Source organism: Rhizobium sp. SG2393 (genome assembly GCF_042610495.1).
Classification (GTDB): domain Bacteria; phylum Pseudomonadota; class Alphaproteobacteria; order Rhizobiales; family Rhizobiaceae; genus RU20A.
This window is the reverse complement of sequence record NZ_JBHGAP010000005.1, coordinates 120702-147585: the sequence shown is the minus strand read 5'-3', so window position 1 is coordinate 147585 and position 26884 is coordinate 120702. Positions and strand designations below refer to the sequence as shown.

The 26884-nt window shown below is 66.2% G+C and carries 21 protein-coding genes; 8 read left to right on the top strand and 13 right to left on the bottom strand.

The window, feature by feature from the left end; all coding sequences use genetic code 11:
• Window positions 1-3: 3 nt before the first annotated feature.
• Window positions 4-519 carry a cysteine hydrolase family protein gene (locus ACED18_RS13365; protein WP_377292970.1) on the bottom strand — a complete coding sequence of 172 codons (516 nt, stop codon included), beginning with the start codon at window positions 517-519 and terminating at the stop codon, window positions 4-6.
• A 73-nt stretch (window positions 520-592) separates the two neighbouring features.
• Window positions 593-1078, bottom strand: a complete 486-nt coding sequence (locus ACED18_RS13360; RefSeq protein WP_377292968.1) for a nucleoside deaminase — start codon at window positions 1076-1078, stop codon at window positions 593-595.
• Window positions 1079-1185: 107 nt separating this feature from the next.
• Between ACED18_RS13360 and ACED18_RS13355 the strand changes: the two genes are divergently transcribed.
• The 3 genes from ACED18_RS13355 (at window position 1186) to ACED18_RS13345 (ending at window position 4980) form a co-directional block, all read left to right on the top strand.
• Entirely contained in the window at window positions 1186-3375 is a 2190-nt protein-coding gene (locus ACED18_RS13355; RefSeq protein WP_377292966.1) for a pseudouridine synthase, read from the top strand.
• Window positions 3375-3932 carry a 16S rRNA (guanine(966)-N(2))-methyltransferase RsmD gene (rsmD, locus tag ACED18_RS13350; protein ID WP_377292964.1) on the top strand — a complete coding sequence of 186 codons (558 nt, stop codon included), beginning with the start codon at window positions 3375-3377 and terminating at the stop codon, window positions 3930-3932. The genes ACED18_RS13355 and rsmD overlap by 1 nt, the downstream gene beginning before the upstream one ends.
• A gap of 190 nt (window positions 3933-4122) precedes the next feature.
• Window positions 4123-4980: a patatin-like phospholipase family protein gene (locus ACED18_RS13345; protein WP_377293103.1), complete on the top strand. Its 858-nt coding sequence runs from the start codon at window positions 4123-4125 to the stop codon at window positions 4978-4980.
• Window positions 4981-5131: 151 nt separating this feature from the next.
• On the opposite strand, the gene lpxK is transcribed toward ACED18_RS13345, so the two are convergent.
• The 6 genes from lpxK to ACED18_RS13315 form a co-directional block, all read right to left on the bottom strand.
• Window positions 5132-6181, bottom strand: a complete 1050-nt coding sequence (lpxK, locus tag ACED18_RS13340) for a tetraacyldisaccharide 4'-kinase (RefSeq protein WP_377292962.1) — start codon at window positions 6179-6181, stop codon at window positions 5132-5134.
• 97 nt (window positions 6182-6278) lie between these two features.
• The gene (locus ACED18_RS13335; RefSeq protein WP_377292960.1) at window positions 6279-7019 is read right to left on the bottom strand and encodes an HAD family hydrolase; all 741 of its coding nucleotides are present in this window, start codon (window positions 7017-7019) and stop codon (window positions 6279-6281) included.
• A 55-nt stretch (window positions 7020-7074) separates the two neighbouring features.
• Window positions 7075-8394 carry a lipid IV(A) 3-deoxy-D-manno-octulosonic acid transferase gene (gene waaA, locus ACED18_RS13330; RefSeq protein ID WP_377292958.1) on the bottom strand — a complete coding sequence of 440 codons (1320 nt, stop codon included), beginning with the start codon at window positions 8392-8394 and terminating at the stop codon, window positions 7075-7077.
• Between the two features lie 188 nt (window positions 8395-8582).
• Entirely contained in the window at window positions 8583-8819 is a 237-nt protein-coding gene (locus tag ACED18_RS13325) for a DUF4170 domain-containing protein (RefSeq protein WP_149739481.1), read from the bottom strand.
• A 58-nt stretch (window positions 8820-8877) separates the two neighbouring features.
• Window positions 8878-9711: a 3'(2'),5'-bisphosphate nucleotidase CysQ gene (locus ACED18_RS13320; protein WP_377292956.1), complete on the bottom strand. Its 834-nt coding sequence runs from the start codon at window positions 9709-9711 to the stop codon at window positions 8878-8880.
• Window positions 9698-11044 (bottom strand): TldD/PmbA family protein, encoded by a 1347-nt coding sequence (locus ACED18_RS13315; RefSeq protein ID WP_377292954.1) that lies wholly within the window; start codon window positions 11042-11044, stop codon window positions 9698-9700. The genes ACED18_RS13320 and ACED18_RS13315 overlap by 14 nt, the downstream gene beginning before the upstream one ends.
• Window positions 11045-11145: 101 nt before the next feature.
• On the opposite strand from ACED18_RS13315, the gene ACED18_RS13310 reads away from it, so the two are divergent.
• Entirely contained in the window at window positions 11146-12963 is a 1818-nt protein-coding gene (locus ACED18_RS13310; RefSeq protein ID WP_377292952.1) for a monovalent cation:proton antiporter-2 (CPA2) family protein, read from the top strand.
• 162 nt (window positions 12964-13125) lie between these two features.
• Here the strand turns inward: ACED18_RS13310 and ACED18_RS13305 are convergent, their stop codons facing one another.
• Window positions 13126-13350, bottom strand: coding sequence for a DUF2093 domain-containing protein (locus ACED18_RS13305; protein WP_377292950.1), 225 nt, complete (start codon window positions 13348-13350; stop codon window positions 13126-13128).
• 92 nt (window positions 13351-13442) lie between these two features.
• Window positions 13443-15320 (bottom strand): DNA mismatch repair endonuclease MutL, encoded by a 1878-nt coding sequence (gene mutL, locus ACED18_RS13300; protein ID WP_377292948.1) that lies wholly within the window; start codon window positions 15318-15320, stop codon window positions 13443-13445.
• Window positions 15321-15582: 262 nt separating this feature from the next.
• On the opposite strand from mutL, the gene ACED18_RS13295 reads away from it, so the two are divergent.
• Together ACED18_RS13295 and ACED18_RS13290 are read left to right on the top strand one after the other, a co-directional pair.
• A complete protein-coding gene (locus tag ACED18_RS13295; RefSeq protein WP_377292946.1) occupies window positions 15583-17307 on the top strand; it encodes a PAS domain-containing protein in 1725 nt (574 codons plus the stop codon).
• Between the two features lie 223 nt (window positions 17308-17530).
• The gene (locus tag ACED18_RS13290; protein WP_377292944.1) at window positions 17531-18871 is read left to right on the top strand and encodes a putative bifunctional diguanylate cyclase/phosphodiesterase; all 1341 of its coding nucleotides are present in this window, start codon (window positions 17531-17533) and stop codon (window positions 18869-18871) included.
• Between the two features lie 166 nt (window positions 18872-19037).
• On the opposite strand, the gene ACED18_RS13285 is transcribed toward ACED18_RS13290, so the two are convergent.
• Entirely contained in the window at window positions 19038-19973 is a 936-nt protein-coding gene (locus ACED18_RS13285; RefSeq protein WP_377292942.1) for a LysR substrate-binding domain-containing protein, read from the bottom strand.
• Between the two features lie 115 nt (window positions 19974-20088).
• Here ACED18_RS13285 and ACED18_RS13280 point away from each other — a divergent pair, with 115 nt between their 5' ends.
• Window positions 20089-21642: a trimethylamine methyltransferase family protein gene (locus ACED18_RS13280; RefSeq protein WP_377292940.1), complete on the top strand. Its 1554-nt coding sequence runs from the start codon at window positions 20089-20091 to the stop codon at window positions 21640-21642.
• Between the two features lie 59 nt (window positions 21643-21701).
• Window positions 21702-23747, top strand: coding sequence for an NAD(P)-binding protein (locus tag ACED18_RS13275; protein ID WP_377292938.1), 2046 nt, complete (start codon window positions 21702-21704; stop codon window positions 23745-23747).
• Between the two features lie 62 nt (window positions 23748-23809).
• On the opposite strand, the gene ACED18_RS13270 is transcribed toward ACED18_RS13275, so the two are convergent.
• Window positions 23810-24448, bottom strand: coding sequence for a PRC-barrel domain-containing protein (locus ACED18_RS13270; protein ID WP_377292936.1), 639 nt, complete (start codon window positions 24446-24448; stop codon window positions 23810-23812).
• A 309-nt stretch (window positions 24449-24757) separates the two neighbouring features.
• On the bottom strand, window positions 24758-26512 hold the full coding sequence (locus tag ACED18_RS13265; protein ID WP_377292934.1) for a methyl-accepting chemotaxis protein: 1755 nt from the start codon (window positions 26510-26512) through the stop codon (window positions 24758-24760).
• Window positions 26513-26884 lie beyond the last annotated feature (372 nt).

Below are 26884 nucleotides of genomic sequence, written 5' to 3'. Positions count from 1 at the left end.
CGATCAGGCCGCCTTCGCATCCGTCAGCACCTCGGTGCCCACGACATACCCCTTCGATTCCAGGCCGTTGAGTGCGATCAGATGCACGATCTCGCTGGGTGCGGCGCAGAGTTCGCCGATCACCTTGATCGTCAGGCCCCCGGCAAGCTCGGACAGCGCCGTGAAGATCACGCAGTTCTGCGTCATCATGCCGGTAATCAGAAGTTCGGTCGTATCGCCGAGATGGTCCTTGAGGTCCGTTTCCTGGAAGGCGTCCGCATGCTGCTTGATCACGACGGGCGCATCGCCGGCCGCCGCCAGAATGGCCGGTCGGATGGCGGCACCGGTGCTGCCGGTCGCAAACAGCCCCTCGGTTTCCGGCGAGACATGCTGCACCAGCACCACCTTGTCGCCGCGCGCCCGTGCTGCATGGATCGCGTCGACGATCCGCGCCTCGGTCTCTTCCGGCTGCCACAGCGGCAGTTCCCCGCCGGGGAAATAATCGTTCTGCACGTCGATCACGAGAAGGGTACGGGTCATGGAAAGGCTCCTTGGGTTGCTGCTGCAAGTTAGGTCCGTACGCACTGGAAGGGCAGGGGTGGCGTGAAATTTTCTACCCCTCCCGCCGCTCCCGGAAGAAGTCGCGCAGGATATCGGCCGCCTCCGTCGCGGCGAAGCCGGAATAGACCTCCGGCGCGTGGTGGCAGGTGGGGGCGGCGTAGAAGCGCACGCCATTGTCCACCGCGCCGCCCTTCGGGTCTTCGGCGCCATAGTAGAGCCGGCGGATGCGGGCAAAGGAGATCGCGGCGGCACACAGCGTGCAGGGTTCGAGCGTCACGTAGAGATCGGCGCCTGGCAGCCGCTCGCTGCCGAGCCGGGCCCCGGCCTGACGGATCGCCAGGAGCTCGGCATGGGCGGAGACATCGCAGAGCTCACGCGTGCGGTTGCCGGCAGCAGAGATGATCTCGCCATCGAGCACCACCACGGCACCGACCGGAACTTCGCCGCGCGCGGCTGCCTGACGCGCCTCTTCCAGCGCGCGCTCCATGAAGCCCGCGCCCGCACCCCTGTCCGAAAGCCGCCTGTTGCCGTCCGTCATTGCCTCTTCCGCGTCCGGGCCCGTCTTGCAGCGCTTTTGCCCGCAACTTTCCGCTTAACCGCAGGGCCCCGACCTGATAGGAGAGCGCCAAAAGGCAGGCAACACAAATGACAGACAAAGACAAGCCGAAGAAGCCGGGCGCCGCAAAGGCGACAGGCCGCAAGCCGGGTGCGAAGCCCGGCGCAAGATCCGCATCCTTCAGCGCCGACGGCCCGCGCCGCAGCGACAAGCCGTTTGGCGGCAAGGATGGCGCGAAGAAGGACGGCGCGAAGAAGAGCTTCGCCGGCAAAGGCACCGGAGCAAAGGGCGGCGGCGACTTCCAGAAGCGCAAGCCGCGTCCTGCCGAGGACGATGCGCCGCGCGCGCGCGCCGCAAAGGCCAAGGCCGGCGATGCCCCGGTCGCCTCGGCCGCCAGCGACGAGCCGCAGCGCATTTCCAAGGTGCTGGCGCGCGCCGGCGTGGCCTCGCGCCGCGACATCGAGCGCATGATCATGGAAGGCCGCATCACGCTGAACGGCAAGCTGCTCGACACGCCCGTGGTCAACATCACCGCAACCGACGAGGTGCTGGTGGATGGCGAGCCGGTGCGCGGCCCCGAGCGCACGCGCCTGTGGCTCTATCACAAGCCCGCCGGGCTGGTGACGACCAATTCCGATCCCGAGGGTCGGCCGACCGTGTTCGAGAACCTGCCGGAGGAGCTGCCGCGCGTGCTCTCCATTGGCCGCCTCGACATCAACACCGAAGGCCTGCTGCTGCTGACCAATGACGGCGGCCTGGCCCGCGTGCTGGAACTGCCGACCACGGGCTGGCTGCGCCGCTACCGCGTGCGCGCCCATGGCGAGATCGACCAGGCCGAACTCGACAAGCTGAAGGACGGCATCGCCGTCGATGGCGTGCTCTACGGCGCGATCGACGCCACGCTTGACCGGACCCAGGGTTCCAACGTCTGGCTGACCATGGGCCTGCGCGAAGGCAAGAACCGCGAGATCAAGAACGTGCTCGGCGCGCTCGGCCTCGACGTGAACCGCCTGATCCGTATTTCCTACGGCCCGTTCCAGCTCGGCGACCTGCCGGAGGGTGCCGTTCAGGAAGTGCGCGGCCGCATGCTGCGCGACCAGCTCGGCCCCCGCCTCATCGACGAGGCAAAGGCCAATTTCGACGCGCCGATCTACAATGACGGCACCGACAGCTTCGATGGCCGCCCCGCACGCGGGGATGACGACGAGCGCGGCGACTGGAGGAAGGGCGCCAAGGCCGAGCGCGGCGAGCGCACCGCCGATTTCAGAGGCGACAAGGCCGACCGCCGCGAGGAAGGCCGCGCCCGCCTCGATACGCGCCCCGCAAAGGGCGATCGGGGGGGCGACCGGGGTGGCAAGAGCTTCGGTGGCCGCGGTGACGAGCGTCGCGACGATCGGCGCGATGGCAAACGTGACGACCGGCCGGCCCGGGTGCCGGCCAAGCGCGCCCGCACCGCCAATGTCTGGATGGCGCCCGGCGCCCGCCCGATCGCCGAGAAGACCGAGAAGGACGCATCGGACGAGCCGATCATCCGCCGCGAGGATGATCGTCCGCGCGGCAAGCGCTACGGCAAGTCCGCAGACGGAAAGACGAACCGCACCGGCGCCAAGTTCGACCCCGACCGCAAGGCCGAGCGCCAGGCACGGGCCGATGCCGCCCGTCCGGTCATCCACCGCGACGAGGACGACAGCGACTGGATCCGCAGCGCCGACCGCCCGCAGCGGCGCGACGAGCGCGATGGCGAGCGTGGCGGTGACCGCCCGCGCGGCCCGCGCCGCGATTTCGGCGGCAGCGGTGGCGATCGCGATGCCCGCGGCCCACGCCGCAGCGAAGGCCGTGACGATCGGCCCACCCGTGGCGATGGCGACCGTGGATCCTTCAGCAAGGGTCCGCGCAGCTTCGGCGACCGCGAGGATGGCGGCGGCAAGCGTTTCGGCGATCGCGGTGGCAAGCCGGGCTTCGGCGGACGCGATGGCAAGCCGTCCTTCGGCAAGGGCCGCAGCTTTGGCGGTTCCGGTGATGGCGAGGGCTCCGGCCGTCCCGCTTCCGGCAAATCCTTTGGCAAGCCCGCTTTCGGCAAGGGCCCGCGCGCCAGCGGCGACCGCCCCTCCGGTGACCGCCCCTCGGGCGCACGTCCGGCCGGAAAGGGCGGCTTCGGCGGCAATGGTCCGCGTGGAAAGGGTCCGGGCGGTAAAGGCCCGGGCGGCAATCGTCCCGGTGGTCGTCCCGGCGGCAACCGCTCCGGTGGCAATGGTCCGCGCGGCGGCCGGGGCGCCTGATGCGCGTCGTCGGCGGTGAATTCCGCGGCCGTGCGCTCGGCGGGCCGAAGTCGGACGCCATCCGCCCGACGACCGACCGCACGCGCGAAAGCCTTTTCAACATTCTCCAGCACGCCCATGCCGGCGTGCTGGATGGCACCCGCGTGCTCGACCTCTTCGCCGGCACCGGCGCGGTCGGCATCGAGGCCCTGTCGCGCGGCTGCCGGTCGGGCATCCTGGTCGAGCAGAGCGTCGAAGGCCGCGGCATCATCCAGGGCAATATCGAGGCGCTCGGCCTGCAGGGCCGCGCCCGCATCCTGCGCCGCGATGCGACGGACCTTGGCAAGGTCGGCAATCTCGAACCCTTCCATCTCCTCTTCGCCGATCCGCCCTACGGGCAGGGTCTGGGCGAAAAGGCGATTGCCGCCGCCGTCTCCGGTGGCTGGCTGGTGCCGGGCGCGCTTGTCATCCTCGAGGAGCGCGCCGACGTGATGCCGGCCCTGCCGGAACGCTGCGCCTTCCTCGATGCCCGCGAATTCGGCGACACGCGCATGCATTTCTACCGCTTCGAGGGCTGAGCAAGCGCGCCAGCGCATCTGCCGCGCTTCCGCCACATGCGCCCGTCATCGCTTGTCGCTACAGTCGCTTGGCGCGCGCCTTCACCTCCTTGCGTGATGCGGGCGCTGGATGACGACCGAAGAGCGAGACTGCGTCATGACCGATCCGACAGCCCACGCCCGACCGAACCCGGTCCTCGAAGGAACCGCCATGACGGCCGGCGCGCGCTCGGCCGGTCCCACCGTTGCGGTCGCCTTTGGCGGCGGCGGCGCGCGGGGGCTGGCGCATCTGCATGTCATCGAGGTGCTGGACGAAATGGGCATCCGCCCGGTCGCGATCGCCGGCTCCTCCATCGGCGCCATCATGGGTGCGGGCATGGCGACCGGCATGCCGGGCCGGGAGATCCGCGACTACACACTCGCCACCGTCGGTCGGCGCGGCGAAGTCTTCAACCGCCTCTGGAGCCTGCGCCCCACCACGCTCAGCCAGGCCATGACCAACGGCTTCCGCTTCGGCCAGTTCAACATCGAGCGCATCCTGAAGGCCTTTCTCCCGGACGCGATCCCGGAGGATTTCTCCCGTCTGCCGATCCCGCTGAAGGTCACCGCCACCGATTATTACGGCATGCACGAGACGGTTTTCGACAAGGGCGCGCTGCACCCGGCGATCGCCGCCTCCTGCGCCATTCCGGCCGTCTTCATGCCCGTCAAGATCGGCGGGCGCGTGATGATCGACGGCGGCATCTACAATCCCATTCCCTTCGACCACCTGCGCTCGCTCGCCGACATCGTCATCGCCGTCGATGTCGTGGGCGGCCCGGATGGCGACGGCGAAACCATGCCCACCCGCATCGACAGCCTCTTCGGCGCCACGCAGCTTCTGATGCAGTCGATCATCGCCATGAAACTCAAGGCCGGCGCACCCGATATCCTGCTGCGCCCCGACGTCAACCGCTTCCGCGTGCTGGATTTCCTGCGCGCCGCCGATGTGCTCGCTGCCACGGAAAGCATTCGCGACGAACTGAAGCGGGCGCTGGCGGGTGTGATCGAGGCGCGGCTGAAGGGTTGAGTGCAGGCCGGGGGCTGCCGGTAAGGATGGCAATGTGGCACCCTTTGTGCTGCCGGCCTGATCATTCATCCCCGGCGGTTCGTTGAGCCCTGCATGGATTGCCGCGCCATCGACAGACGCAAAGCCACCCCATCATCCGGTAGCGACCGTCCTATCCCCGCCAGCCGACCCCGCCCTCGGCCAGCCGTCGCGCCTTTGCGCGAGCCAGCGTCTCGCGGATGATCGTCACCGGGGCGAGCGGGTCGTCGAACCCCATCTCGATCTCCAGCACGCGCGATTGCGCGGCAAGGGCGGCGGCCTGCGGATCGGTGCGCTCCAGCCGCACATGGTCCTTGGCGGTCGTCACCAGCATCAGCCCCTCGCGCTCTGCCGTTGCCAGCAGATCGGCCATCTCGTCGCCGGAGAGGTAGTGATGGTCGGGAAAGTTCACGCTCGCTGCAATCTCTGCGCCGACGGCGGAGAGCGAACGATGGAATTTGGCGGGATCGGCAATGCCGGCCCAGGCCAGCACGCGCTGCCCGGCAAGCTCGGCGCCATTGAGCGCCGTCACGGCCGCGCGGAACACGCCCTTGCCGGCCCGCGCCGCGCGCCGCACCTCCGGATCGGCCGCCTCGCCGTCGCCCACCTTCAGCAGCGCGCTGGCATGGCGCATCTGCACGGCAAGCGGCGCCCGCACGGGGCCGGCCGGCACGACGAAGCGGTTGCCGATGCCGCGCCGCCCGTCCACCACGATCAACGCATAGTCGATGACAAGCCGCGCGCTCTGGAACCCGTCATCCATGATGATGAGATCGGCTCCCGCCTCGATCAGCCGCAGCGCACCCTGCACACGCCTGCGGCAGATCACGGTCATCGCCTCGCGGGCGAGTAGAAGCGGCTCGTCGCCGACATCGCGCGCCCGATGGTGGGCGGGATCGACCAGCGTCGTCACGTCGAGCATGCCGCCATAGCCCCGGCTGAGAAAGCCCGGCGTCAGTCCCATGGCCTTCGCGGCACGCGCAATCGCGATCGAGGTCGGCGTCTTGCCGGCCCCGCCGACGGTGAAATTGCCGATGCAGAGCACGGGGGCGGGGACCGCACGGCGCTTCGCCCGCTCCATCCGCGCACCGGAAATCGCCCCATAGGCAAGCGCCGCCGGCGACAGCGCAAAAGCCCGCCAGTCCGCCCGCGTCCACCAGAAGGGCGGTGCCTCCGAAACCATCCGCGTCCCTGTTCCTTCCGCCCGCCCCACCGGCAGGCCGGCGACACAAAAGGCCAGAACGCCCGCCATTGCAAGCCGTTCAGTTCTCGCCTGCCGCTTACAGCACCCGGTGCAGCTCGGTAATGTCAGCCAGCACGTGATCCGAGGCGGCGGCGAGGCTTTCGGGCGAGCCGGTGCCGGTGAGCACGGCCACCGTGAGGCCGACGCCGGCGGCGCGGCCCATGTGGAGGTCGTGATTGTTGTCGCCGACGACGGCCACGTCACGCGGATCGAGCCCGGTGGCGGCGCAGAAGCCGAACACCATGCCGGGTTCGGGCTTGATCCCGTAGCCGCTGTCGTAGCCCGCGACATAATCGAGGCAGTCGGCAAAGCCGAAGCGGCGGGCCGTTTCGCGGATCGAGCGTTCATTGTCGCTGGAGGCGACGCCGAGGCGGTAGCCGGCGGCCTTCAGGCCTGCGAAGAAGGCGGCGAGATCGGTGACCGGCGTGGAATATTCCGCCGCCTTCGCAAAGAGATTGTCGAATTCGACGGTGAGGTCGGCAAGCGACAGCGGCGAGCCCGCAGCGATCATGCCCTCGGCGATTTCCACCGTGTTGCCGGCGGCCAGCAGGCTGTCGGGCGTCACGTAGCCGGTGTCGGAGTCCATGCCGGTGGCAGCGAGAATGACGCGCGCCAGCGCCTCGTCGCCGCGCGCGGCCCGCCGGCCGAGCTCGTAATTGATCGGCACCCAGCTCTTGGCATAGTCGAGCAGCGTGCCATCCTTGTCGAAGAGAATGCCGGCAATGCGCGGGCGCTCGGCCGGCGTCTTCTGGCTCTCGACGGCCGGTTCATCGCGCATCGCGGTCTCCTTGGCAAAGGGGCAGGTGGGGCGAAGGGGCGGACAGCCGGAGCCGTCACACCCCGCGCCCGGCCGGCGGCTGCAGCCGCGCCTTCATGGTCAGCGGGTTCAGATAGGGTTCGAGGCCGCGCAGCGTGGCCGAAAGCGCGCCGCGCATGTCGTGCACGCTCTGCATGCCGGCATCGATCATGCCGTGGCGCACGGCATCGTTGACCAGCAGATAGTGAATGCCTTTTGCCAGCATCTCGACATCGCGCACGATCTTGGCGCTGCCGGCGCTCGTCAGCGCCTGATAGGCATCGCGGAAATTCTGCACATTGCCGCCGGAGAGAATGGCGCAGCCGAGCATGGCGGGTTCCAGCGGGTTCTGCCCGCCCTCGGCAAACAGCGAGCGGCCGACGAAGGCGACCTCCGTCAGGCGCAGGTAAAGCCCCATCTCGCCGATCGTGTCGCCGAGAAAGACATCGACATCCGGCGTGATCTGGTCGCCGCGCGTACGGCGCGCCACCTTCAGCCCCTGCGCGACCAGCTCTGCCTCCACCGCATCGGCCCGTTCGGGATGGCGCGGCACGATGACGGTGAGCAGCCCCAGCCGCTCCTTCAGCGCCCGGTGAACCGTGCCCGCGGCAGCCTCTTCGCCCTCGAAGGTGGAGATGGCCGCCCAGGTCTTGCGATCGCCGATCTGCTGGCGATAGGTCGCAAGCGTGGCCGGATCGTGCGGCGGCGCGTCCGTATCGACCTTGAGATTGCCGGAGACCATCACCGGCAGCACGCCGAGCGCGGTGAAGCGCTCTGCATCGAGCGCGGACTGCGCGATCACGAGCGCCAGGTTTTCGAAGATCGCATCGGCAATCGCCGGGCGCTTCTTCCAGCGGTTGAAGGTGCGGTCCGACATGCGCCCGTTGACCAGCACCTGCGGAATATGGCGGGCGCCGAGCTCCATGATGGTCATCGGCCAGATCTCGCTTTCGGCGATGATGGCAAGGTCCGGCTGCCAGTAGTCGAGAAAGCGGCTCACGGCCGGTTTCATGTCCACCGGCACATATTGGTGGATGACGGTGTCTGCCAGCCGCTCCGCGACAACCTTCGCGGAGGTGCGGGTGCCCGTGGTCAGGATCACGGAGATGCCGCGCTTGCGCACTTCGCGGATCAGCGGCACGACCGAGGCCGTCTCGCCGACGCTGGCCGCATGGAACCAGACGAGCGGTCCTTCCGGGCGCGGAGCGCTCGGATAGCCGTAGCGTTCGCGCCGCCGGCGGGGATCTTCCTTGCCGCGCGCGGTACGCAGCGCCATGTAGCTCCAGATGACGGGCGCAAAAACCTGCCCGGCCAGCCGGTAGGTCGAAAGCATTGCGCGCGCATAGAAACTGCTCATGCCGTCATCATTCCTCACTGGATGCGCGGGCCTCGCCGGATGCGCAGGCTTTCCCGCATGCGCACACGATCATCTCGCGCATGCCGCTCGCTCACGGTATCTGCGTCGGCCGTGGCTTTCTCTCACGCTTGCGGCGGATTTCAGGCAGCCGGCCGGCCGTGCCGCAGGCATCGACCGTTTGATGGCGCTTACTCGGAACCGGGGTCCAGCAGACGGTGCATGTGCACGATGAAGTAGCGCATATGCGCATTGTCGACTGTTAGCTGCGCCTTGCTTTTCCATGCCGTCAGGGCCGAGGCATAGTCGGGGTAGATGCCGACAATGTCGAGCTTCGACAGGTCGCGGAATTCGAGCCCGGTCAGCGTGGTCAGTTCGCCGCCGAAGACGAGGTGCAGCAGCTGCTTCTTTTCAGAGGTGTCAGGCATGTCGGATCCATCGTTCAAACCGCTTTCGGGGCTGGTTTGAGGTATTCTTCCGTAAAGGTCAATGGCCTTCCATGGCTTGTCCGGCGGCGATCAGCCCGGCCAGCCGCGAGGCGGTCGCGGCACACAGCACCGTGTGCTTGACGCTCGGCCTGTTGTAGGTGAGCGCCGTCGCTTCCAGTGTCGCCAGCTGCCCGCCGGCCCGCTCCAGAATGAGGTCGGCGGCCGCCAGATCCCAGTCATGCGAGCCGGTCTTGACGATGGTGCCGTCGATGCGTCCGTCCGCCACCATGGCGATGCGATAGGCAAGCGAGGGCACGTGCGGCACGCGGTGAACGCCGTTGCGGAAGCCCGGCTCCAGCCGTGCGATCATGTCCTCCGCGGAGGCGACCTTCAGGAGGCTGTCCCCGGCGCCGGCAGCGCCGTCGGTCGTCGCGATCCGCGCGCCGTTCTTCAGCGCCGGTCCGTCACACGTTGCCTGAAAAACCTCGCCGAGCGCCGGTGCGTAGAGCACGCCCGCGACCGGCCGGCCGCGATGCACCACGGCGACGCTGACGCACCACAGGTCCTTGCCGGCGATGAAGGCGCGCGTGCCGTCGATCGGGTCCACCACGAACAGCGTCTCGCAGGACAACCGCGCCGGATCGTCATCCGTCTCTTCCGAAAGCCAGCCGTAATTCGGCCTCGCCGGCAGCAACATCTCCTTCAGCACATCATTGGCGGCGTAATCCGCCGTGCTGACGGGCGAGCGGCCGCCATGCTTCCACGTCACATCCGGCGCATTGCGGAAGAAGCCGAGCGCCGTGCGGCCGGCTTCCTCGGCGGCGCGGGTGATGAGGTCGAGATCGCCGGCCCAGGTCCCCCGGTCGTCGGCGGGGGCGTCACGTTCCGGCAAGGGTCATGCCTTCGATGGCGAGGGTGGGCGCGGCAACGCCGTATTTGCGGTCGATGTCGTTGGCCGGCGTCATGGCCATGAACATCTCCTTGAGGTTCGAGGCGATCGTTACTTCCGAGACGGCATAGGTCAGTTCGCCATTCTCGATCCAGAAGCCGGACGCCCCGCGCGAATATTCGCCGGTGATCATGTTGACGCCCTGGCCGATCAGTTCGGTGACGTAGAAGCCGGTGCCGACCTGCTTGATCAGATCCTCCGGCGAGATGTCGCCGGGCTCGAGCGCAAGATTGGTCGGGGCCGGCGAGACGCTGTTGCCGCCGCGCACGCCACGGCCATTGGTTTCAAGGCCCAGTTCGCGCGCCGTCGATGTGGAGAGGAACCAGTGGTTCAGCACGCCATCCTCGATCATCACCAGCCGCTCGCCCGCCACGCCCTCGCCATCGAAGGGACGCGAGGAGGAGCCGCGCACGACCAGCGGATCGTCGGTCACGGAAAGCCCGGCCTTCAGCACCGGCTTGCCCATCCGGTCGCGCAGGAAGCTCGTCTTGCGGGCAACGGAGGCACCGTTGATGGCGCCGGCAATGTGGCCGACGAAGCCGCGTGCGAGGCGCGGATCGAACACCACCGTCACGCCCTTCATGGTCGGCACCTGCCGTGGGTTCAGCCGCGCCACGGTGCGCTCGCCGGCCTTGCGGCCGATCTCGGCGGCATCGCGCAGGTCAGAGAAATAGAGACGGCTGTCGAAGTCGTAGTCGCGCTCCATCTTCGTGCCTTCGCCGGCAATCACGCTGACGGAACGGCCGAAGCGGCTGGCGCTGTAGGCGCCGGAAAAGCCGTGGGACGTCACGAGCACGAGCCCGCCGGAACCGGCGGACGCCCCCGCGCCGCTGGAATTGGTAACGCCCTTCACCGCAAGCGCCGCTTCTTCCGCGGCGAGCGCGGCATCGGTCAGAGCTTCGGTCGAGACTTCCGTCGGGTCGAAGAGCTCGAGATCGCGAATGGTCTTCGTCAGGCGGGCCTCGTCGGCAAGGCACGCATAGGGATCTTCCGGCGAGGCTTTCGCCATGGCGACCGCGCGTTCGGCCAGCACGCCGAGGTCGAAGCCCGGATTGGCCGAGACGCTGGCGACCCGGCGGCCGACAAAGACGCGCAGCGAGAAATCGTCGCTCTCGGAGGCTTCCGTCGACTCCACCTTGCCCAGTCGCACGGCAACAGAGCGGGAGCGGCCGCGCACCACCACGGCATCGGCCGCATCGGCCCCCGCCTTTCGTGCGCGCTCAACAAGGTCGGAGGCGCGGGCGAGCAGCGCGGCGGAATCGATCTCTTCGGTCATGATTTGGCCTTTCATTCCCTTCCCATTTATTGTGCAGTGCCGGGGGCATCAAGGGCTCGTTCCTGATTCCCTCTCCCTTTCGAAAAGCGAAGACCCTTTCCATGGCCACGTCCCCCGTCCTCTATTCGCAGGCCTTGTTGCTGCTTGGCGGCGCCGTCGTCTCCGCGCCGCTCTTCAAGCGGCTCGGCCTTGGCACCGTTCTCGGCTATCTCGCCGCCGGCGTGCTGATCGGGCCGATCGCCGCGCAGATCACCGAAGGGGAGGAAATCCTGCATGTCGCCGAGCTCGGCGTGGTCTTCCTGCTCTTCATCATCGGGCTGGAACTGAAGCCCTCGCGCTTGTGGCAGATGCGGCGTGACATCTTCGGGCTCGGCACGGCGCAGGTGCTGGTCACGGGTGCAGCACTCACCGCCATCGCCTTTTTCTGCGGGTTGCTGAGCTGGGAAGCGAGCATCATCGCCGGCTTCGGCCTGGCGCTCTCCTCCACCGCCTTCGCCATGCAGATTTTGGAAGAGAAGAGCGATACCAACACCCGCTACGGCCAGCGCGCCTTCTCCGTCCTGCTCCTGCAGGACATGGCGATCGTGCCGCTGCTGGCGGTCATTCCGCTTCTTGCCAACCAGGCGCCGGAAGCCACGACAACGCCGCTGCAGGATTTCTCCATCGCGCTCATCGCCATCGGCGGCGTGGTGGCGGCCGGGCGCTATGCGCTGAACCCGCTCTTCCAGCTGATCGCCCGCACCGGCGCCCGCGAGGCGATGATCGCGGCCGCCCTTCTGGTCGTCATGGGCGCGGCCACCGTCATGCAGGTTGCCGGCCTCTCCATGGCCATGGGCGCCTTTCTCGCCGGCGTGATGCTCGCCGAAAGCAGCTACCGCCACGAGCTGGAGGCCGATATCGAGCCGTTCCGCGGCATCCTTCAGGCCCTGTTCTTCATGGCGGTCGGCCTGTCGCTGCAGCTCGAAGTGATCAGGGAAAACTGGATGTTCATCGCGCTCGCCGTGCCGGTGGTGATCCTCGTCAAGGGCGGCGTGGTCTACGCGCTCTGCCGCATCACCGGCTCGCAGCACAATGATGCGGTCCGCATCGCCGCGCTCCTGCCGCAGGGCGGCGAGTTCGGCTTCGTCCTCTTCACCACGGCTGCCACGGCCGGCATTTTCACCGATGGCATCGCCTCGCTTCTGGTCGTGGTCGTCACTGTCTCGATGGCGCTCACCCCCGCCGTGACCGCGCTGGCCCGTCTCACCATGACCGAGGCCGGCGAGCGCGAGGAACTGGAAGAGGACTTCGAGGGCGCCGGCGCCGACGTGCTGATGATCGGCTTCTCGCGCTTCGGCCAGATCGCCTCGCAGATCCTGCTCGCAGGCGGTCGCGATGTGACGATCATCGATGATTCCGCCGCGCGCGTGCGCCAGGCCGAGACCTTCGGCTTCCGCATCTATTTCGGCGACGGCACCCGCCTCGACGTGCTGCGCGCCGCCGGCATCGAGAAGGCCAAGATCGTCGCCGTCTGCACGCAGAAAAAGGAGATCACCGACCGCATCGTCGCGCTGGTCCAGGCCGAATACCCCAATGCCCGCCTTTTCGTGCGCTCCTACGACCGCCTGCATACGCTGGAACTGAGGGCCGCCGGCGTCGATTACGAACTGCGCGAAACCTTCGAGTCCGGTCTCGTCTTCGGCCGCAAGACGCTGGAAGCGCTCGGCATCGGCGACGACGAGGCCATCGCCATCACCGACGACATCCGCCGCCGCGACGAGGCCCGCCTCGACGCCCAGGCCGCCGAAGGCATCACCGCCGGCCGCCACATGCTCCACTCGAAGCCGGTGCGTCCCGAACCGCTGGTCAAGCCGAAGAAGGATGTCGCCCACGTGCCGAACGAGGGCCACGAACTGCCGGATGTGGAGGAGGTGCGGTAGGGCGCGGATCGGCTGAGCGTGTGGGATTGGTCCCGGCTTCGCTGCCCCCGTCGAACGAAGCCGCCGGCTTCAACGGCATTATCAGAAGGCGTTTTTTACTAAGCCCGCGGGGTTTACGGGGCCAGCCGCGAGGAACCCGCGCCGGCCAACGCAAGCCCGCCCTCAGGCCTGTCCCGGAAGTCCCCCGGCGCGGCGTTCGGCTTCGAGCGAGGCGGCGGCGTCCACATAGGCTTCCTGCCGCGCCACGCTCCAGTAGCGCAGTTCGTCCACCGGCACCTGCTTTCCGGTGATGGCGCAGATGACGTGGGAGCCGGCGAGCAGCACCTGATAGTCGCCATCGAGATAGCGGATCTTCGCCTCGCGCATGCCGCCGTCGTACCGGTTCATCGTCTGCCTCGTCTCATGTCAGTCCGTTGTCCCGGCATAGACCCTTGCAGGCCGGCTTGCCAAGCCCCTGAAGTCCAAACCGTTCCGGCACCTCAACTCCGGCCGAACAGGCGTTCGATGTCGGACAGCTTGAGTTCGATATAGGTCGGGCGGCCGTGATTGCACTGGCCCGAGCCCGGCGTCGCCTCCATCTGGCGCAGAAGCGCATTCATTTCTTCTGGCCTGAGCCGCCGGCCGGAGCGCACCGAACCGTGGCAGGCCATGGTGGCGGCGAGATAGTCGAGGCGCGCAGCAAGGCCCCCGGCCGTATCCCATTCCGCCAGCTCGTCGGCCAGTTGCCGCACCAGCCCCACCGCATCCATCTCGCCCAGCATCGATGGCGTCTCGCGCACGCAGACCGCGCCCGGCCCGAAGCGCTCGATGCCGAGGCCGAGGCGCGAGAAGCTGTCGGCATGTGCCATCAGCCGGTCGCAATCCTCCTCCGGCAGGTCGATGATCTCCGGGATCAGCAGCGCCTGCGCCGGGATGGCGCGTTCGGCAAGCCCCTTGCGCATGGCCTCGAACACCAGGCGTTCATGGGCGGCATGCTGGTCCACGATGACGATGCCGGTCTTCGTCTGGGCGACGATATAGTTTTCGTGCAGCTGGGCGCGCGCTGCACCCAGCGGAAAGCTTTCGGCCGGAGCTTCCGTTGCAGCTTCTGCCGGCGTCTCCCCGCCGCGCTCCAGAGTGGTGCGCGCCGAAGGCGCTGCAAAATCCGCAAAGCCACCCTGGGCCACCTCGCCAAAGCCGCCGCCGCTCCGGGCCGAAACGGTGTTTCCGGCAAAAGAAAGAGGGCGCGACGGCGAGCCATCCGCGTTCCAGGGCGAGGCCGGCCGAGCGGCCGCAAAGCCCGCACCATGGCCGAAACCCGCACCCGCCATGCCGCCGCCTTCCGGGCGGAAGGCGCGCATCAGCCCGCCGGCGCCGGTCGTGGCCGCCCGGTCGCCTTCGCGCGCCAGCGCCTCGCGGATCGCGCCGATGATCAGCCCGCGCACCAGCTGCGGATCGCGGAAGCGCACATCGGCCTTGGCCGGATGCACATTGACATCCACCAGCGCCGGATCGATCTCGATGGCGAGCACCGCCACCGGATAGCGCCCCTGCGGTATCGTCTCGGCATAGGCGCCGCGAATGGCCGAAAGGATCAGCTTGTCTTGCACCGGCCGTCCGTTGACGAAGGCATATTGCTGCAGCGAATTGCCCCGGTTGTACGTGGGAACGCCGGCAAAGCCCGTCAGCCGCACATCCTCGCGCGCCGCATCGAGCCCGATTGCATTGTCGCGGAAATCCTTGCCGATCACCTGCGCGATGCGCGCCAGCCGGTCGTCGCCCGCACCGGAAAATTCGAGTGTCGTGCGGTCGGACCCCGACAGCACGAAGCGGATCGCCGGAAAGGCGAGCGCCATGCGCCGCACCACCTCGGTGATCGCTGCGGCCTCCGCCCGCTCGCTCTTCAGAAATTTCAGCCGCGCCGGCGTGGCGAAGAAAAGGTCGCGCACCTCAACGACCGTGCCGGGATTGGCCGCCGCCGGCCGCACGGGCTTCAGCGCGCCACCTTCCACGGCGATCTCGTAGCCCTCCGCCGTGCCCGGCTGGCGCGTGGTGATGGACAGCCGCGCCACCGAGCCGATCGAAGGCAGGGCCTCGCCGCGGAAACCCAGCGTGCGGATGTCGAAGAGGCTTTCCGAAAGCTTGGAGGTGCAATGGCGGCGCACCGCCAGTTCCAGGTCTCCGGGCGTCATGCCCGCGCCATTGTCGGTCACGCGCAGCAAACCCTTGCCGCCACCGGCCGTGGCGATCTCGATGCGCGTCGCGCCCGCATCGATGGCGTTCTCGATCAGTTCCTTGGCCGCACTGGCAGGTCGTTCGATGACCTCGCCGGCGGCGATCTGGTTGATGAGGGTTTCAGGCAGCTGCTTGATGATCATGCGGCATTTTCGGGGATTCTCGTGGCCAAGGGAAGGCGGAGACGACGGTTTTCCCCGCCTGCGCGGTAGCCGGCCGTGATCCATTCAGCGTCAACCTCAGGTTACGCAAGCTCCGGTCAAGGAACACGGCTCATCATGAACGCAGACCCCTCGCGTTCATGCGACGGTGCCGGCGGATGCGGCTTGCCCCTGCTTCCCGGTTCCGAAGGGGCGGCCGCCTTCTGCCTTTCCGGGCCGGGCGGTCGGGAAATGGAGTAAGTGAATGACCGGATCGGCGTCACCAGACGCAAACATCCACCGCCTTGTTCTCGATGTCGCCGCAGATATGTTCGCAGCGGCCGTGCTCGTCTGCGACAAGTCGGATGCCATCGTTTTCGCCAGCCGAAGCCTGCTCCAGATCTTTCCCATTCCCGGCCAGTTCATCCAGCCTGGCACGCGCCTGCGCGATTTCCTGGGCGCCGTCTATGATTGCGGCATCCGGCCCGGCACCGTGCCGGAAACAAGCCGCCGTCGCGCCAACCGCGACGAGTGGATCTCGCGTCAGATCTCCATGCACTGGCGCGAGCGCCACGAGATGGAAGAGCGCATCGGCCGCAACCGCTGGATCAATATCGTGCTCCGGCGGCTGACGAGCGGCCACGGCGTTTTCGCCTTCGTCGATATTTCCGAGCAGCGCAAGCGCGAGGAGCAGTTGCAGCTCGACACGGAGCGTGTCGAGATGACCGAGCGCATCCTGGACGAAATGCCCAACCCGCTCTTCGTCAAGGACCGCAACCTGCATTATGTCGCGGTCAACAAGGCGTTCTGCCGGCTGCATGGCATCACGCCGGAACAGGTTCTCGGCCGTACGGTCTGGGATCTCATCGATCCCGATCTCGCCGAGCGCTACGAGCGCTCCGACCGGCAGGTGCTCGATACCGGCGAAGCCTTTGCCCTGCCGGAACAGGTCGTCACCGCCGATGGCGAGGATATGTGGGTGGTCACCCGCAAGTTCCGCGTCGGCGAGCCACCGAATGCCATGCTGGTCTCCTGCATGAACGATGTCTCGGAGGTCCTGACCTCCGGCGATGTCCCGCTTTCCGGCCCCTCCGGCACCGTGACGCCGGATTACGATGCCTTCCAACCCGGCCAGAACTGCTATGATCCCTTCCGCGCCATCGTCGTGCAGGATCTCGGCGGCGCGCCGGAACTCATCGAGCAGGCCAAGCTGCCCGATGCGGCGTCGTTGCGCCAGCGTCGCGTTGCCGTCGTCACCGCCGATTCAACGCTCGGCGGAGCCATCGTGGCGCAGCTTTCCATCTGGGGTCTCGAGGCCTGCGCCGTCACGTCGTTCGGGGAGCTGCGCCTGCTCCTGGAGCTTGCCGCCGGCGAAGGCCTGTCGCTGGATGCGGTTCTTGCCGATACGGCGCTCGGCCCGGCCGGCACATGGGCTGTTCCGCTCGTCCCCTTCGGCAATGACTATGATGCGCGCGCTCTTCTGTCGAACCTGGCGGATGTCGGCGTTGCGCTCTTTGCCGATGTGATGGCGCTCGACAGCGACGCCCACCTCGAGGCGGGTGCCGAGGCAGAAGGCCCCGAGCGCCAGCCGCTCGTCGATGTCCTCGTCGTCGAGGACAACCAGATCAACCAGTTCGTCTTCAGCCAGATTCTCGAAGCGCTCAGCATCAGCCAGCGCATCGTGGCGACTGGCCGTGAGGCGATCGAGGCGTGGCGGGCGCTTCGCCCGCGCTTCGTCTTCGTCGATATTTCCCTGCCGGACATGGATGCTTACGTCATGGTGGGCAAGATCCGCGAGCTGGAGGCCAATACGGAGGCCAAGACGCCGATCGTGATGGTTGCAAACGGGATCGAGGCTTTCGATGTCGACCGCGCCGCCCATGTCGGTGTCCGCGATCATATCATGAAGCCGATCAGCCCCGACGCCATAGAGGTGATATATCGGCGATATATTCCCGTTAAGGTTGGGAAAGAAGGATCGCAGCACTGACCTTGTGCGCTAACCCGTTGTCAATTCGCAAGTTCTCGGGATAGACCGCCCGAATTTTTGGAGCCTGCACGCTAGATATTGTTAAGGATCAACCTCCATTCTCTGCAATGTAATATGAGAATTCGCCTTCCTCGGCACGGGAAGGTGGGGCGCTTGTGGGTCATTTCAGGACGGATTCTCCGTTCCGGGAGACGACCACGCGCAAAGAAGGGTTGGCAAAGGCATGGTCGGGGCGACAGGCACACCCCCCAGGGCAGATGGTTCGGGCGCACCGGTGACGGATCGGCTCACGGGCCTTGGCACACTTGAAAGCCTGCGTGAGGCCATCGCCTGCATCGCTGCAGAGCGCGCCGCCGACCCCGCACCCTTCACCGTCGGCCTCCTCAATCTGGACGGGTTCAAACCCATCAACGATCTCTTTGGCCCGCAGTCGGGTGACGACATTCTCTGCCAGGTGGCCGAGCGTCTTCTGGCCTGCGTTCCCGATGGGGCCTCGGTCATGCGCACCGGCGGCGACGAGTTCGCCATTCTGCTTCCCTACGTCTTTGAAAGCCGCACGGCCGAAAAGGTCGGCGCCATGCTGAAGGAGGTGCTCTCGGCCCCCTTCGATATCGGCCAGAGCAATGTGCGGCTGTCGGCCAGCGCCGGCTTTGCCATCTACCCCTTCGCCGGCAGCGAGGCGGGCGATCTGATCAAGAGCGCGGCGACCGCGCTCTACCGCTCCAAGCGTCGCGGCCGCGCCCAGATCACCGTCTATTCCCACGAAATCGCGCAGGAAATGCGCCGCGCCACGCAGATGGAACAGGCGCTGCGAAACGCCATCATTGCCAATGACATCGACGTGCACTTCCAGCCGATCGTCGATCTTGCAAGCTCTGAAATCGTCGGTTTCGAAGCGCTGGCCCGCTGGTGCGATGCCGATCTCGGCTATGTCTCGCCGGCCTGCTTCGTGCCCCTTGCGGAGGAGCGCGGCTTCATCGATGCGCTCTCGGAAACCCTGCTGCGCAAGGCAGCCGAGACCGCGGTCTCCTGGCCGAAGAACATCTTCCTGTCCTTCAACCTCTCCTCGGCGCAGTTGATCGATCCCTCAACGGCGCTCAACGTGCTCGCGATCATCAACCGCGTCGGCCTCGATCCGCGCCGCCTGGATATCGAGATCACCGAGACCGCCGTGATGGCCGATGCCGAAATGGCGGGCCGGGTCATGACCATGCTGCGCAATGTCGGCACCCGCATCTCCCTCGACGATTTCGGAACCGGACAGTCCAGTCTCGGTCGCCTGTGCGACTTCACCTTCGACAAGGTGAAGGTCGATCGCTCTTTCGTCTCCCGACTGACGGCGGAGCGCAGCACGGAGCATATCGTCCGCGCCATCGTCGATATGTGCGATGGCATGAACCTTCAGGTCGTCGCCGAGGGTATCGAAACGGCCCGCGAAGCCGAAATCCTGCGCAAGCTTGGGTGCGGAATGGGGCAGGGGTGGCATTTCGGCAAGGCCGTCGATGCCGTCGCCGCCCGCCGCCTGATCAACGAAAATGCCACCCGCATGCTCTCTCTCGGCTGACGGCCGCGGCTGGAGACGAACGACGGCCAAGCCTCCACCGCCCGCCCACGGGTGCCTGCAGGCGCGAGAGCGCGGCGAGCAAAAATGCTCCAGCAGGTTTGACTCCGAACGACTTAAAAACAACGGGATAGGCCATTTCCGGTGAACCGGCTTTCACCGGAATGCGTTAGGCGCCCGGTGGCGGGCCGCCCAGGCTGCGTTCGCCCTCCGTCAGCAGCCAGTCACGCACCCGCCTTGCCTGTGGCGTCAGCTCGCGCGAGCGCGGCCACACGACGTAGAAGGCCAGACCCGTTTCCAGCACATGCCCGCCCACCGGCACGAGGCTTCTGGCCGCCACCTGCCGGTCGATCAGATGCTGCCAGCCAAGCGCGATGCCTTCGCCCGCCAGCACCGCCTGGATCACCAGCACGTAATCGTTGATGGCGAGCCGTCGTGGTCGGGCGCGATAGGCTATGCCGGCGCTCTGAAACCATTCCGCCCAGTCGCAGGCCCGCCGCACCGGCTCTTCCAGATGGATGAGGTCGAAAGTGGCGAGCGCGGCCGGACTGTCCGGCAGGCCATGTGTCGCGATGAAGGCCGGGCTCGCCACCGCCGTGATCACTTCCGGGGCGAGGAGCGCGGCGTGGTAGGTCGGCCAGTGGCTGGGATCACCGCCGCGAATGCCGAGCGGGATCGGCTCTTCCTCCAGATCGAGGTCGCGCACGCTGGTCTGGATGCGCAGGTCGATGTCGGGCAGATCCTCGCGAAGCTTCGCCAGCCGCGGCAGCATCCACATGGAGGCAAAGGCGGTGGAGGCGGCAAGCGTCACATGCGTCTCGCGCCCCTTGGCGCGGATCTGTTCGGCCGAACGCTGGATGCGCGCCAGTCCGAGCGAGACGTCGGCATGGAATTTCTCGCCCGCCTCCGTCAGCAGCACGGCGCGGTGCAGGCGCTGGAACAGCGGCTGGCCGAGCTGGTCTTCCAGCGATCGGATCGCATAGGACACCGCCGCCTGCGTCATGCCGAGCTCGGCCGCCGCGCGGGTGAAATTCTGGTGGCGCCCGGCCGCCTCGAAGACGATCAGGCTGCTGGCGGAGGGGAGAAGGCGGCGCAGGGTTTCCATAAAGACAGATTATGACAAAGGCTGAAATTTACCAGCGTTACAGTCGCTCTTTCCGGGTCTACCCTGTGTGAAATGGATGGCAACCATCCGCAAGGCAAGGTCCGGGGAGGGACAGATGGACGAGATCACCGCCACGATGGAACGCCCGGCCAGACGGGCGCGCGGCGACCGCGCCCAGCGCCGCAGCACGGGCAGCGCCGCCCTCGGCGTCCCCTACATCACCCGCAACATCCCGACCTACGATATTCTCGGCGAGGAGAGCCTTGAGAAGATCGAAAAGACGGCCGAGCGCATCCTGGCCGAAATCGGCATCGACTTCCGGGATGACCCGGCCGCGCTCGACCTGTGGCGCAAGGCCGGTGCGACGATCGACGGCCTGCGCGTGCGCTTCGAGCCCGGCATGCTCCTCGAACTCTGCGCAACGGCGCCGCAGACCTTCACCCAGCATGCCCGCAACCCCGCCAACAATGTCGAGATCGGCGGGAAGAACGTGGTCTTCTCTCCGGCCTATGGCTCGCCTTTCGTGATGGACCTCGACAAGGGCCGCCGCTACGGAACGCTGGAGGATTTCCAGAACTTCATCAAGCTCGCCCAGTCGAGCCCCTGGCTGCACCATTCCGGCGGCACGATCTGCGAGCCCGTCGATGTCGCCGTCAACAAGCGCCACCTCGACATGGTCTTCAGCCACATCAAATATTCCGACCGCGCCTTCATGGGCTCGATCACGGCCGAAGACCGCGCCGAGGATTCGATCGAGATGGCGCGGCTGCTCTTCGGCGAGGCCTTCGTCGATCAGCACTGCGTCATCCTCGGCAACGTCAACGTCAATTCGCCGCTGGTCTGGGACGGCACCATGACGAAATCGCTGCGCGCCTATGCCCGCGCCAACCAGGCCGCCGTCATCGTGCCCTTCATTCTCGGCGGCGCCATGGGCCCGGTCACCAATGCCGGCGCCATTGCGCAGTCTTTCGCCGAAACGTTGGCCGGCTGCGCGCTCACCCAGCTCGAGCGCAAGGGCGCGCCGGTCATTTTCGGCAACTTCCTTTCCTCCATGTCGCTGCGCTCCGGCTCCCCCACCTTTGGCACGCCGGAGCCCGCCATCGGCTCCATGGTGGTGGGCCAACTCGCCCGCCGCGCAAAACTGCCGCTGCGCTGCGCCGGCAATTTCTCCAATTCCAAGCTGCCGGACGGCCAGGCCATGGTCGAGGGCACCATGTCCATGCTCTCTGCGGTCCATTGCGGTGCAAACTTCATCCTGCATTCGGCAGGCTTCCTGGATGGCCTGCTCGCCATGTCCTACGAGAAGTTCATGATGGACATCGACCTCTGCGGCGCGCTGCATTCCTATCTCGCCGGCGTCGTGGTGGACGACAACACGCTGGCCATGGATGCCTTCGAGGAGGTCGGCCCCGGCAGCCATTTCCTCGGCTGCGCCCACACGCTGCGCAACTACCAGACCGCCTTCTGGGATTCGTCTCTTTCCGACAATGAACCCTTCGAGAAATGGAGCGAGGAGGGCGGCTCCACCGACTACGCCACCCGCGCCAACCGCGCCTGGAAGAAGGCGCTCGCAGACTATGAAGCGCCGCCGCTGGATATCGCCATCGAAGATGCGCTCAAGGACTATGTGACCCGGAAGAAGGGTGGCGTGGACGATGCCTGGTACTGAGACCCGTTCCCGGCGGGCCTGATCGCGCATCCTGCCTTCATGACAACAGAAAGACCGGCATGACCTCGAACGATCCGCTCCTGCAGCCTTACCGCCTCAAGCACCTGACCTTGAAGAACCGGATCATGTCGACGTCGCACGAGCCGGCCTATTCGGAAGAGGGCATGCCGAAGGAGCGCTACAGGCTCTATCACCGCGAGAAGGCGCGCGGCGGCATGGCGCTGACGATGACGGCGGGCTCGGCGATCGTCTCGCCGGACTCGCCCCCCGCCTTCGGCAATCTCCACGCCTATGACGATGCGATCGTGCCCTGGCTGAAGGCGATCGCCGAGGACTGTCACGCCGAAGACTGCAAGGTGATGATCCAGCTGACCCACCTCGGTCGCCGCACCGGCTGGAACAAGGGCGACTGGCTGCCGGTGCTCGCCCCGTCGCCGATCCGCGAGCCCGCCCACCGCGCCTTCCCGAAGATGATGGAGGACTGGGACATCGAGCGCATCGTCGCCGATTACGCGAGCGCGGCCGCGCGCATGCAGGCCGCCGGCCTCGATGGCATCGAGATCGAGGCCTATGGCCACCTGATGGACGGGTTCTGGTCGCCCGCCACCAACCATCGCGACGATGCCTATGGCGGAACGCTCGACAACCGCCTGCGCTTCACGCACCAGGTTCTCAACGCCATGCGCGCCGCCGTTGGCCCGGACTTCGTCATCGGCATCCGCATGGTCGCCGACGAGCAATGGGAGATCGGGCTCAGCGCGGAGGAGGGCGTCGAGATCGCCCGCCGTCTCGCCGGCTCCGGCCGTATCGATTTCCTCAACATCATTCGCGGCCACATCGACCACGATGCGCATCTGACCAACGTGATCCCGATCCAGGGCATGGCCGCCTCGCCGCATCTGGACTTCGCCGGTGCGGTGCGCGCGGCTACCAAATTCCCTGTCTTCCACGCTGCCCGCATCGCCGATGTCGCGACCGCCCGCCACGCGATCGCCGAAGGCAAGCTCGACATGGTCGGCATGACACGGGCCCATATCGCCGATCCCCATATTGTGAAGAAAATCATGGCCGGGGAGGAGGCACGCATTCGCCCCTGCGTCGGCGCGACCTACTGTCTCGACCGGATCTATGAGGGTGGCGGCGCGCTTTGCATCCACAATGCCGCCACCGGCCGCGAGGCCGTGGTGCCGCATGTGATCCGCAAGACGGATGGACCGCGCCGCACGGCGCTGGTCATCGGTGCCGGCCCCGCCGGGCTGGAAGCCGCCCGCGTTCTCGCCGAGCGCGGCCACGCCGTCACCGTTCTGGAAGCGACCGATAGGGCAGGCGGCCAGATCCTGCTCGCCGCGCGCAATCCCCGCCGCCGCGAGCTCGTGGGCATCGTGGACTGGCGGCTTGCGGAGCTGGAGCGCCTCGGTGTCGCGATCGAATACGGTGTCTTCGCCGATGAGGACGCGGTGCTCTCCCGCGGCCCCGACCTCGTCGTCATTGCCACCGGCGGCATTGCACAGAATCCGGCGCTGGAGGAGGGCGACGACCTCGTGGTCTCCAGCTGGGACATCATTGCCGGCACCGTAAAGCCTGCCGGGCCGGTGCTGCTCTACGACGACAACGGCGCCCATTCCGGCATGACGGCGGCCGAGCTGATCGCGACGAGCGGCGCCGAACTCGAGATCGTCACGCCCGAGCGCATGTTCGCGCCGGAGGTAGGCGGCATGAATCTCGTGCCCTACCAGAAGACCTTTGCCGAACGACAGGTCCGCATCACCATCAACACGCTGCTGAAGTCTGTGCGCCGCGACGGCAACGCGCTGGTCGCCACGCTTGGTAGCCATTATGCGGCCGACGCCCGCGAGGAGCGGCGCGTCGCGCAGGTCGTGGTCGAGCATGGCACCTTGCCGCTGGATGACCTCTATCTCGCGCTGAAGCCCCTCTCGCGTAATCGTGGCGCGGTCGATTACCAGGCCCTCATCCGCCGCGAACCGCCCGTCCCGAGCCACGATCCCGAGGCTGCCTTCGACCTCATCCGTCTCGGCGACGCTGTCGCAAGCCGCAACATCCACGCCGCCATCTACGACGGCCTGCGCTACGGCACATTGTTCTGAGAGACAAAACGCAAAAGGCGCCCCCTTTCGGGCGCGCCTTCCGCTGCATCATAGAGCGATGCTTACTGGGCCGTTGCCGGTTCCTGGGCCGGGGCGGTGCCCGTCGCCGGAGCCGTCGTCATGCCGTTGGTCGTGGACGACGTGGTCGAGCCGTCAACGGCAGCGCCGTTGTTGCGCTCGGCAAGAACCTGGGCCTTGGTTTTGAATTCCGGAGCGGCCTTCAGGCTTTCAGCCGTTTCCTGCGTGGTCAGCTTGATCTTGCCGTCCTGCGGGTTCTCCGAAACCGTCACGCTTTCGAAGGGAACGGCGACGTTCTTTTCGCCGATGCCGAGGAAGCCACCGACGCCGATCACGGCTGCTTCGACTGCGCCATCCTTCTTGAAGATCAGGTCGTTAATCTCGCCGATGCTTTCATCCGAGGAGTTGTAGACGGACTGGCCGACATAGGTGGACGAAGCAATCTGGTCCATGGACTGCTCGGTCAGATAGCCCGACGGTGCGGCGGCAGCAGAGGTGCTGGCAGCCGGCATCTCGGTCGACGGGGTCGTCATCGTACCGCTCGTGCCATCAGAACCCTGCATCGGCTGGGTTTCCATGGTCTGGGGCGTGGAAGTGTCCTGTGCGAAAGCAAGCGGGGACAGCGTGGTGACGCCTGCAAGCAGGGCGCCGGCCGCGACGGAAGCGATAAACTTGTTGGTCATGGGGTAACCTTCCTTTTCGTTTCGTTGCGATCAAGGCGCGGTTTCATTCATCCCGCACCGCTGATGCCGCTCTAACGTGTCGATCTGGAAAGTGGTTCCGCAGAAAATTTTTCCGAAAATCGGGAACATTTCAATATTTTAGAGCCCGCTTTCGGGAAAGCGGGCTCATTTTTTCTGATCACTTTGGGAGTGAAGGCTGCCTTCGGCCTCTGGAGCATAATCCGGCCGGAGTGAAACGAGGACCGACAAGATCATACTTTGAAAAATGGGCTGGAGCGCCGATCTGATCCTGTCAGATCGAGCAGCGCTCTAGAATTCTTCCCAGCTGTCGCCGCCCTTCAGCGCGGCATTGCCGTTGAAGGCCCGCACGGTCTTCGCCACAGATGCCCGTTGCGGCGCAGCAGGCGCAGCCGAGCGTCTGGCATTGTCCTGCGCGGCCATGGCCGCACGCTGCGTGCGATCGCCGATGTCGAACTGGCCGAGCAGTTCGAAGAGAAGCTGCGCCTCGCGGGCAAGGCTATGGGCGGCGGCGGTGGTTTCCTCCACCATGGCCGCATTCTTCTGCGTGCCCTGATCCATGGTGTTGACGGCAATATTGATCTCCTTGAGGCCGGTCGCCTGCTCGCGCGAGGCCTCGACGATCGCCTCGACATTGCTGTCCACGAGAACAACCTGGGAGACGATTTCCTCCAGCGCCTTGCCCGTATTGTTGACGAGCGTCACGCCGCTTTTGACGTGCTGGTTGGAGGTGTTGATCAACTCCTTGATTTCCTTGGCAGCCTTGGCGGAGCGCTGCGCCAGCTCGCGCACCTCCTGCGCCACGACGGCAAAGCCCTTGCCTGCCTCGCCCGCACGGGCCGCCTCCACGCCGGCATTCAGCGCCAGCAGGTTGGTCTGGAAGGCGATTTCGTCGATGACGCCGATGATGTTGCCGATCTCACCGGCCGACTGCTCGATCTTGCCCATGGCATCGACGGCCTGGCCGACGACCAACCCTGAATGCTCGGCGCTCTGCTTTGTGCCGCGGACCAGCTTGCCGGCCTCCTGGGCACGGCCGGCGGAATCGGTAACGGTCGTGGTGATTTCCTCCAGCGCCGCGGCCGTTTCTTCCACGGAGGCCGCCTGCTGTTCGGTGCGCTTGGAAAGGTCGTTCGATGCCGACTGGATCTGCTGGGATGCCGCGGCAATGGCGCCGGCATTGTTCCAGATCGTCTGCAGCGTCGAGCGCAGGTTCGCTGCCGTGTTGTTGTAGTCGCTGCGAAGCTGTTCGAGCGCGGTGATGAACGGACGCTCCAGCGTCCGGGTCATGTCGCCCTTGGCCATCGCGTTCAGCGCCTGCGCCAGATCCTGCACGTTGGCGACGCGGTCCGTCACGTCGGTGGCAAATTTCACCACCTTCACCACCTTGCAGTTCATGTCGAAGACCGGATTGTAGCTCGCCTGGATGAAAACCTTCCGTCCACCCTTGCCGATGCGGGTGAATTCGTCGGCAACAAATTCGCCACCGGCCAGCTTGTCCCAGAACCGCCGGTAGTCGTCCGATTGCGTATAGGCCGGATCGCAGAACATGCGGTGATGCTTGCCCTGGATTTCTTCCAGGCTGTAGCCGAGCGCCTTCAGGAAGTTGCCATTGGCCGTCAGGATCTCGCCCGACGGCGTAAACTCGATGATCGCCTGGGCGCGCGAGAGGGCAAACATCTTGCCCTCGACCTCCGCCGCTTCCAGCTTGCGTGCCGTGATGTCGGTCGCGATCTTGATGATCTTGTAGGGCTTCCCGCCCCGGCAGACCGGGTTGTAGGAGGCCTCGATCCAGACTTCCTTGCCGCCCTTGCCGATCCGCTTGTACTGGCGCTGGTCATATTCGCCGCGCCGCAGCTTTGCCCAGAAAGCCTCGTAGTCCGGGCTTGCCGCTTCCTTGGGTTCGACGAAAATCCTATGGTGTTTGCCAAGTATTTCTGCAAGCTCATAGCCGAGCGTCTTGCAGAAATTCGCGTTGGCGTTGATGATTGTCCCGTCAATCTTGAATTCGATGACGGCTTGAGATCTGCCTATGGCTTCAAGCATCGCGCGTGCATCCGACTGTCCAAGTCCAAACATGAGGTAATCCGCCCCTCTGATCGCAAATCGCAACGCCGCCCCCACGGCCTTTGCTTGCGGTCTGCCTTAATTTACTAAAATACCTTGTCGCCGATATGTGAATCATTGGTAAAAATTGGCTGACGCATCTTGCTGATGGTCGACTTTTTTTGCGAATATGCTCTCATTTCGTATTCCGGTTGAAAACAACTACAGTATATTCGAAAACTAAAGTCTACGCACTGAGCTATGTCGCGAAAATCGGAACTCGAACTAAACTTTAAAGAAATTGACGGACGTCAGGAATTTGTTGCGGCGCACAGCTGGCTGGGCGTGACTGTTTCCTACTCACGATTGCAT

Bases quoted from the DNA above. Each gene is read 5' to 3' on its own strand.
- ACED18_RS13360 (WP_377292968.1), bottom strand. From the start codon at position 1,078: ATGACGGACGGCAACAGGCGGCTTTCGGACAGGGGTGCGGGCGCGGGC.
- ACED18_RS13310 (WP_377292952.1), top strand. From the start codon at position 11,146: ATGGCCACGTCCCCCGTCCTCTATTCGCAGGCCTTGTTGCTGCTTGGC.
- ACED18_RS13290 (WP_377292944.1), top strand. From the start codon at position 17,531: ATGGTCGGGGCGACAGGCACACCCCCCAGGGCAGATGGTTCGGGCGCA.
- ACED18_RS13265 (WP_377292934.1), bottom strand. From the start codon at position 26,512: ATGCTTGAAGCCATAGGCAGATCTCAAGCCGTCATCGAATTCAAGATT.
- ACED18_RS13280 (WP_377292940.1), top strand. From the start codon at position 20,089: ATGGACGAGATCACCGCCACGATGGAACGCCCGGCCAGACGGGCGCGC.
- ACED18_RS13275 (WP_377292938.1), top strand. From the start codon at position 21,702: ATGACCTCGAACGATCCGCTCCTGCAGCCTTACCGCCTCAAGCACCTG.
- waaA (WP_377292958.1), bottom strand. From the start codon at position 8,394: ATGAGCAGTTTCTATGCGCGCGCAATGCTTTCGACCTACCGGCTGGCC.
- ACED18_RS13270 (WP_377292936.1), bottom strand. From the start codon at position 24,448: ATGACCAACAAGTTTATCGCTTCCGTCGCGGCCGGCGCCCTGCTTGCA.
- ACED18_RS13345 (WP_377293103.1), top strand. From the start codon at position 4,123: ATGACGGCCGGCGCGCGCTCGGCCGGTCCCACCGTTGCGGTCGCCTTT.
- rsmD (WP_377292964.1), top strand. From the start codon at position 3,375: ATGCGCGTCGTCGGCGGTGAATTCCGCGGCCGTGCGCTCGGCGGGCCG.
- ACED18_RS13315 (WP_377292954.1), bottom strand. From the start codon at position 11,044: ATGACCGAAGAGATCGATTCCGCCGCGCTGCTCGCCCGCGCCTCCGAC.
- ACED18_RS13305 (WP_377292950.1), bottom strand. From the start codon at position 13,350: ATGAACCGGTACGACGGCGGCATGCGCGAGGCGAAGATCCGCTATCTC.
- ACED18_RS13365 (WP_377292970.1), bottom strand. From the start codon at position 519: ATGACCCGTACCCTTCTCGTGATCGACGTGCAGAACGATTATTTCCCC.
- ACED18_RS13355 (WP_377292966.1), top strand. From the start codon at position 1,186: ATGACAGACAAAGACAAGCCGAAGAAGCCGGGCGCCGCAAAGGCGACA.
- ACED18_RS13285 (WP_377292942.1), bottom strand. From the start codon at position 19,973: ATGGAAACCCTGCGCCGCCTTCTCCCCTCCGCCAGCAGCCTGATCGTC.
- ACED18_RS13325 (WP_149739481.1), bottom strand. From the start codon at position 8,819: ATGCCTGACACCTCTGAAAAGAAGCAGCTGCTGCACCTCGTCTTCGGC.
- lpxK (WP_377292962.1), bottom strand. From the start codon at position 6,181: ATGGTTTCGGAGGCACCGCCCTTCTGGTGGACGCGGGCGGACTGGCGG.
- ACED18_RS13295 (WP_377292946.1), top strand. From the start codon at position 15,583: ATGACCGGATCGGCGTCACCAGACGCAAACATCCACCGCCTTGTTCTC.
- mutL (WP_377292948.1), bottom strand. From the start codon at position 15,320: ATGATCATCAAGCAGCTGCCTGAAACCCTCATCAACCAGATCGCCGCC.
- ACED18_RS13335 (WP_377292960.1), bottom strand. From the start codon at position 7,019: ATGCGCGATGAACCGGCCGTCGAGAGCCAGAAGACGCCGGCCGAGCGC.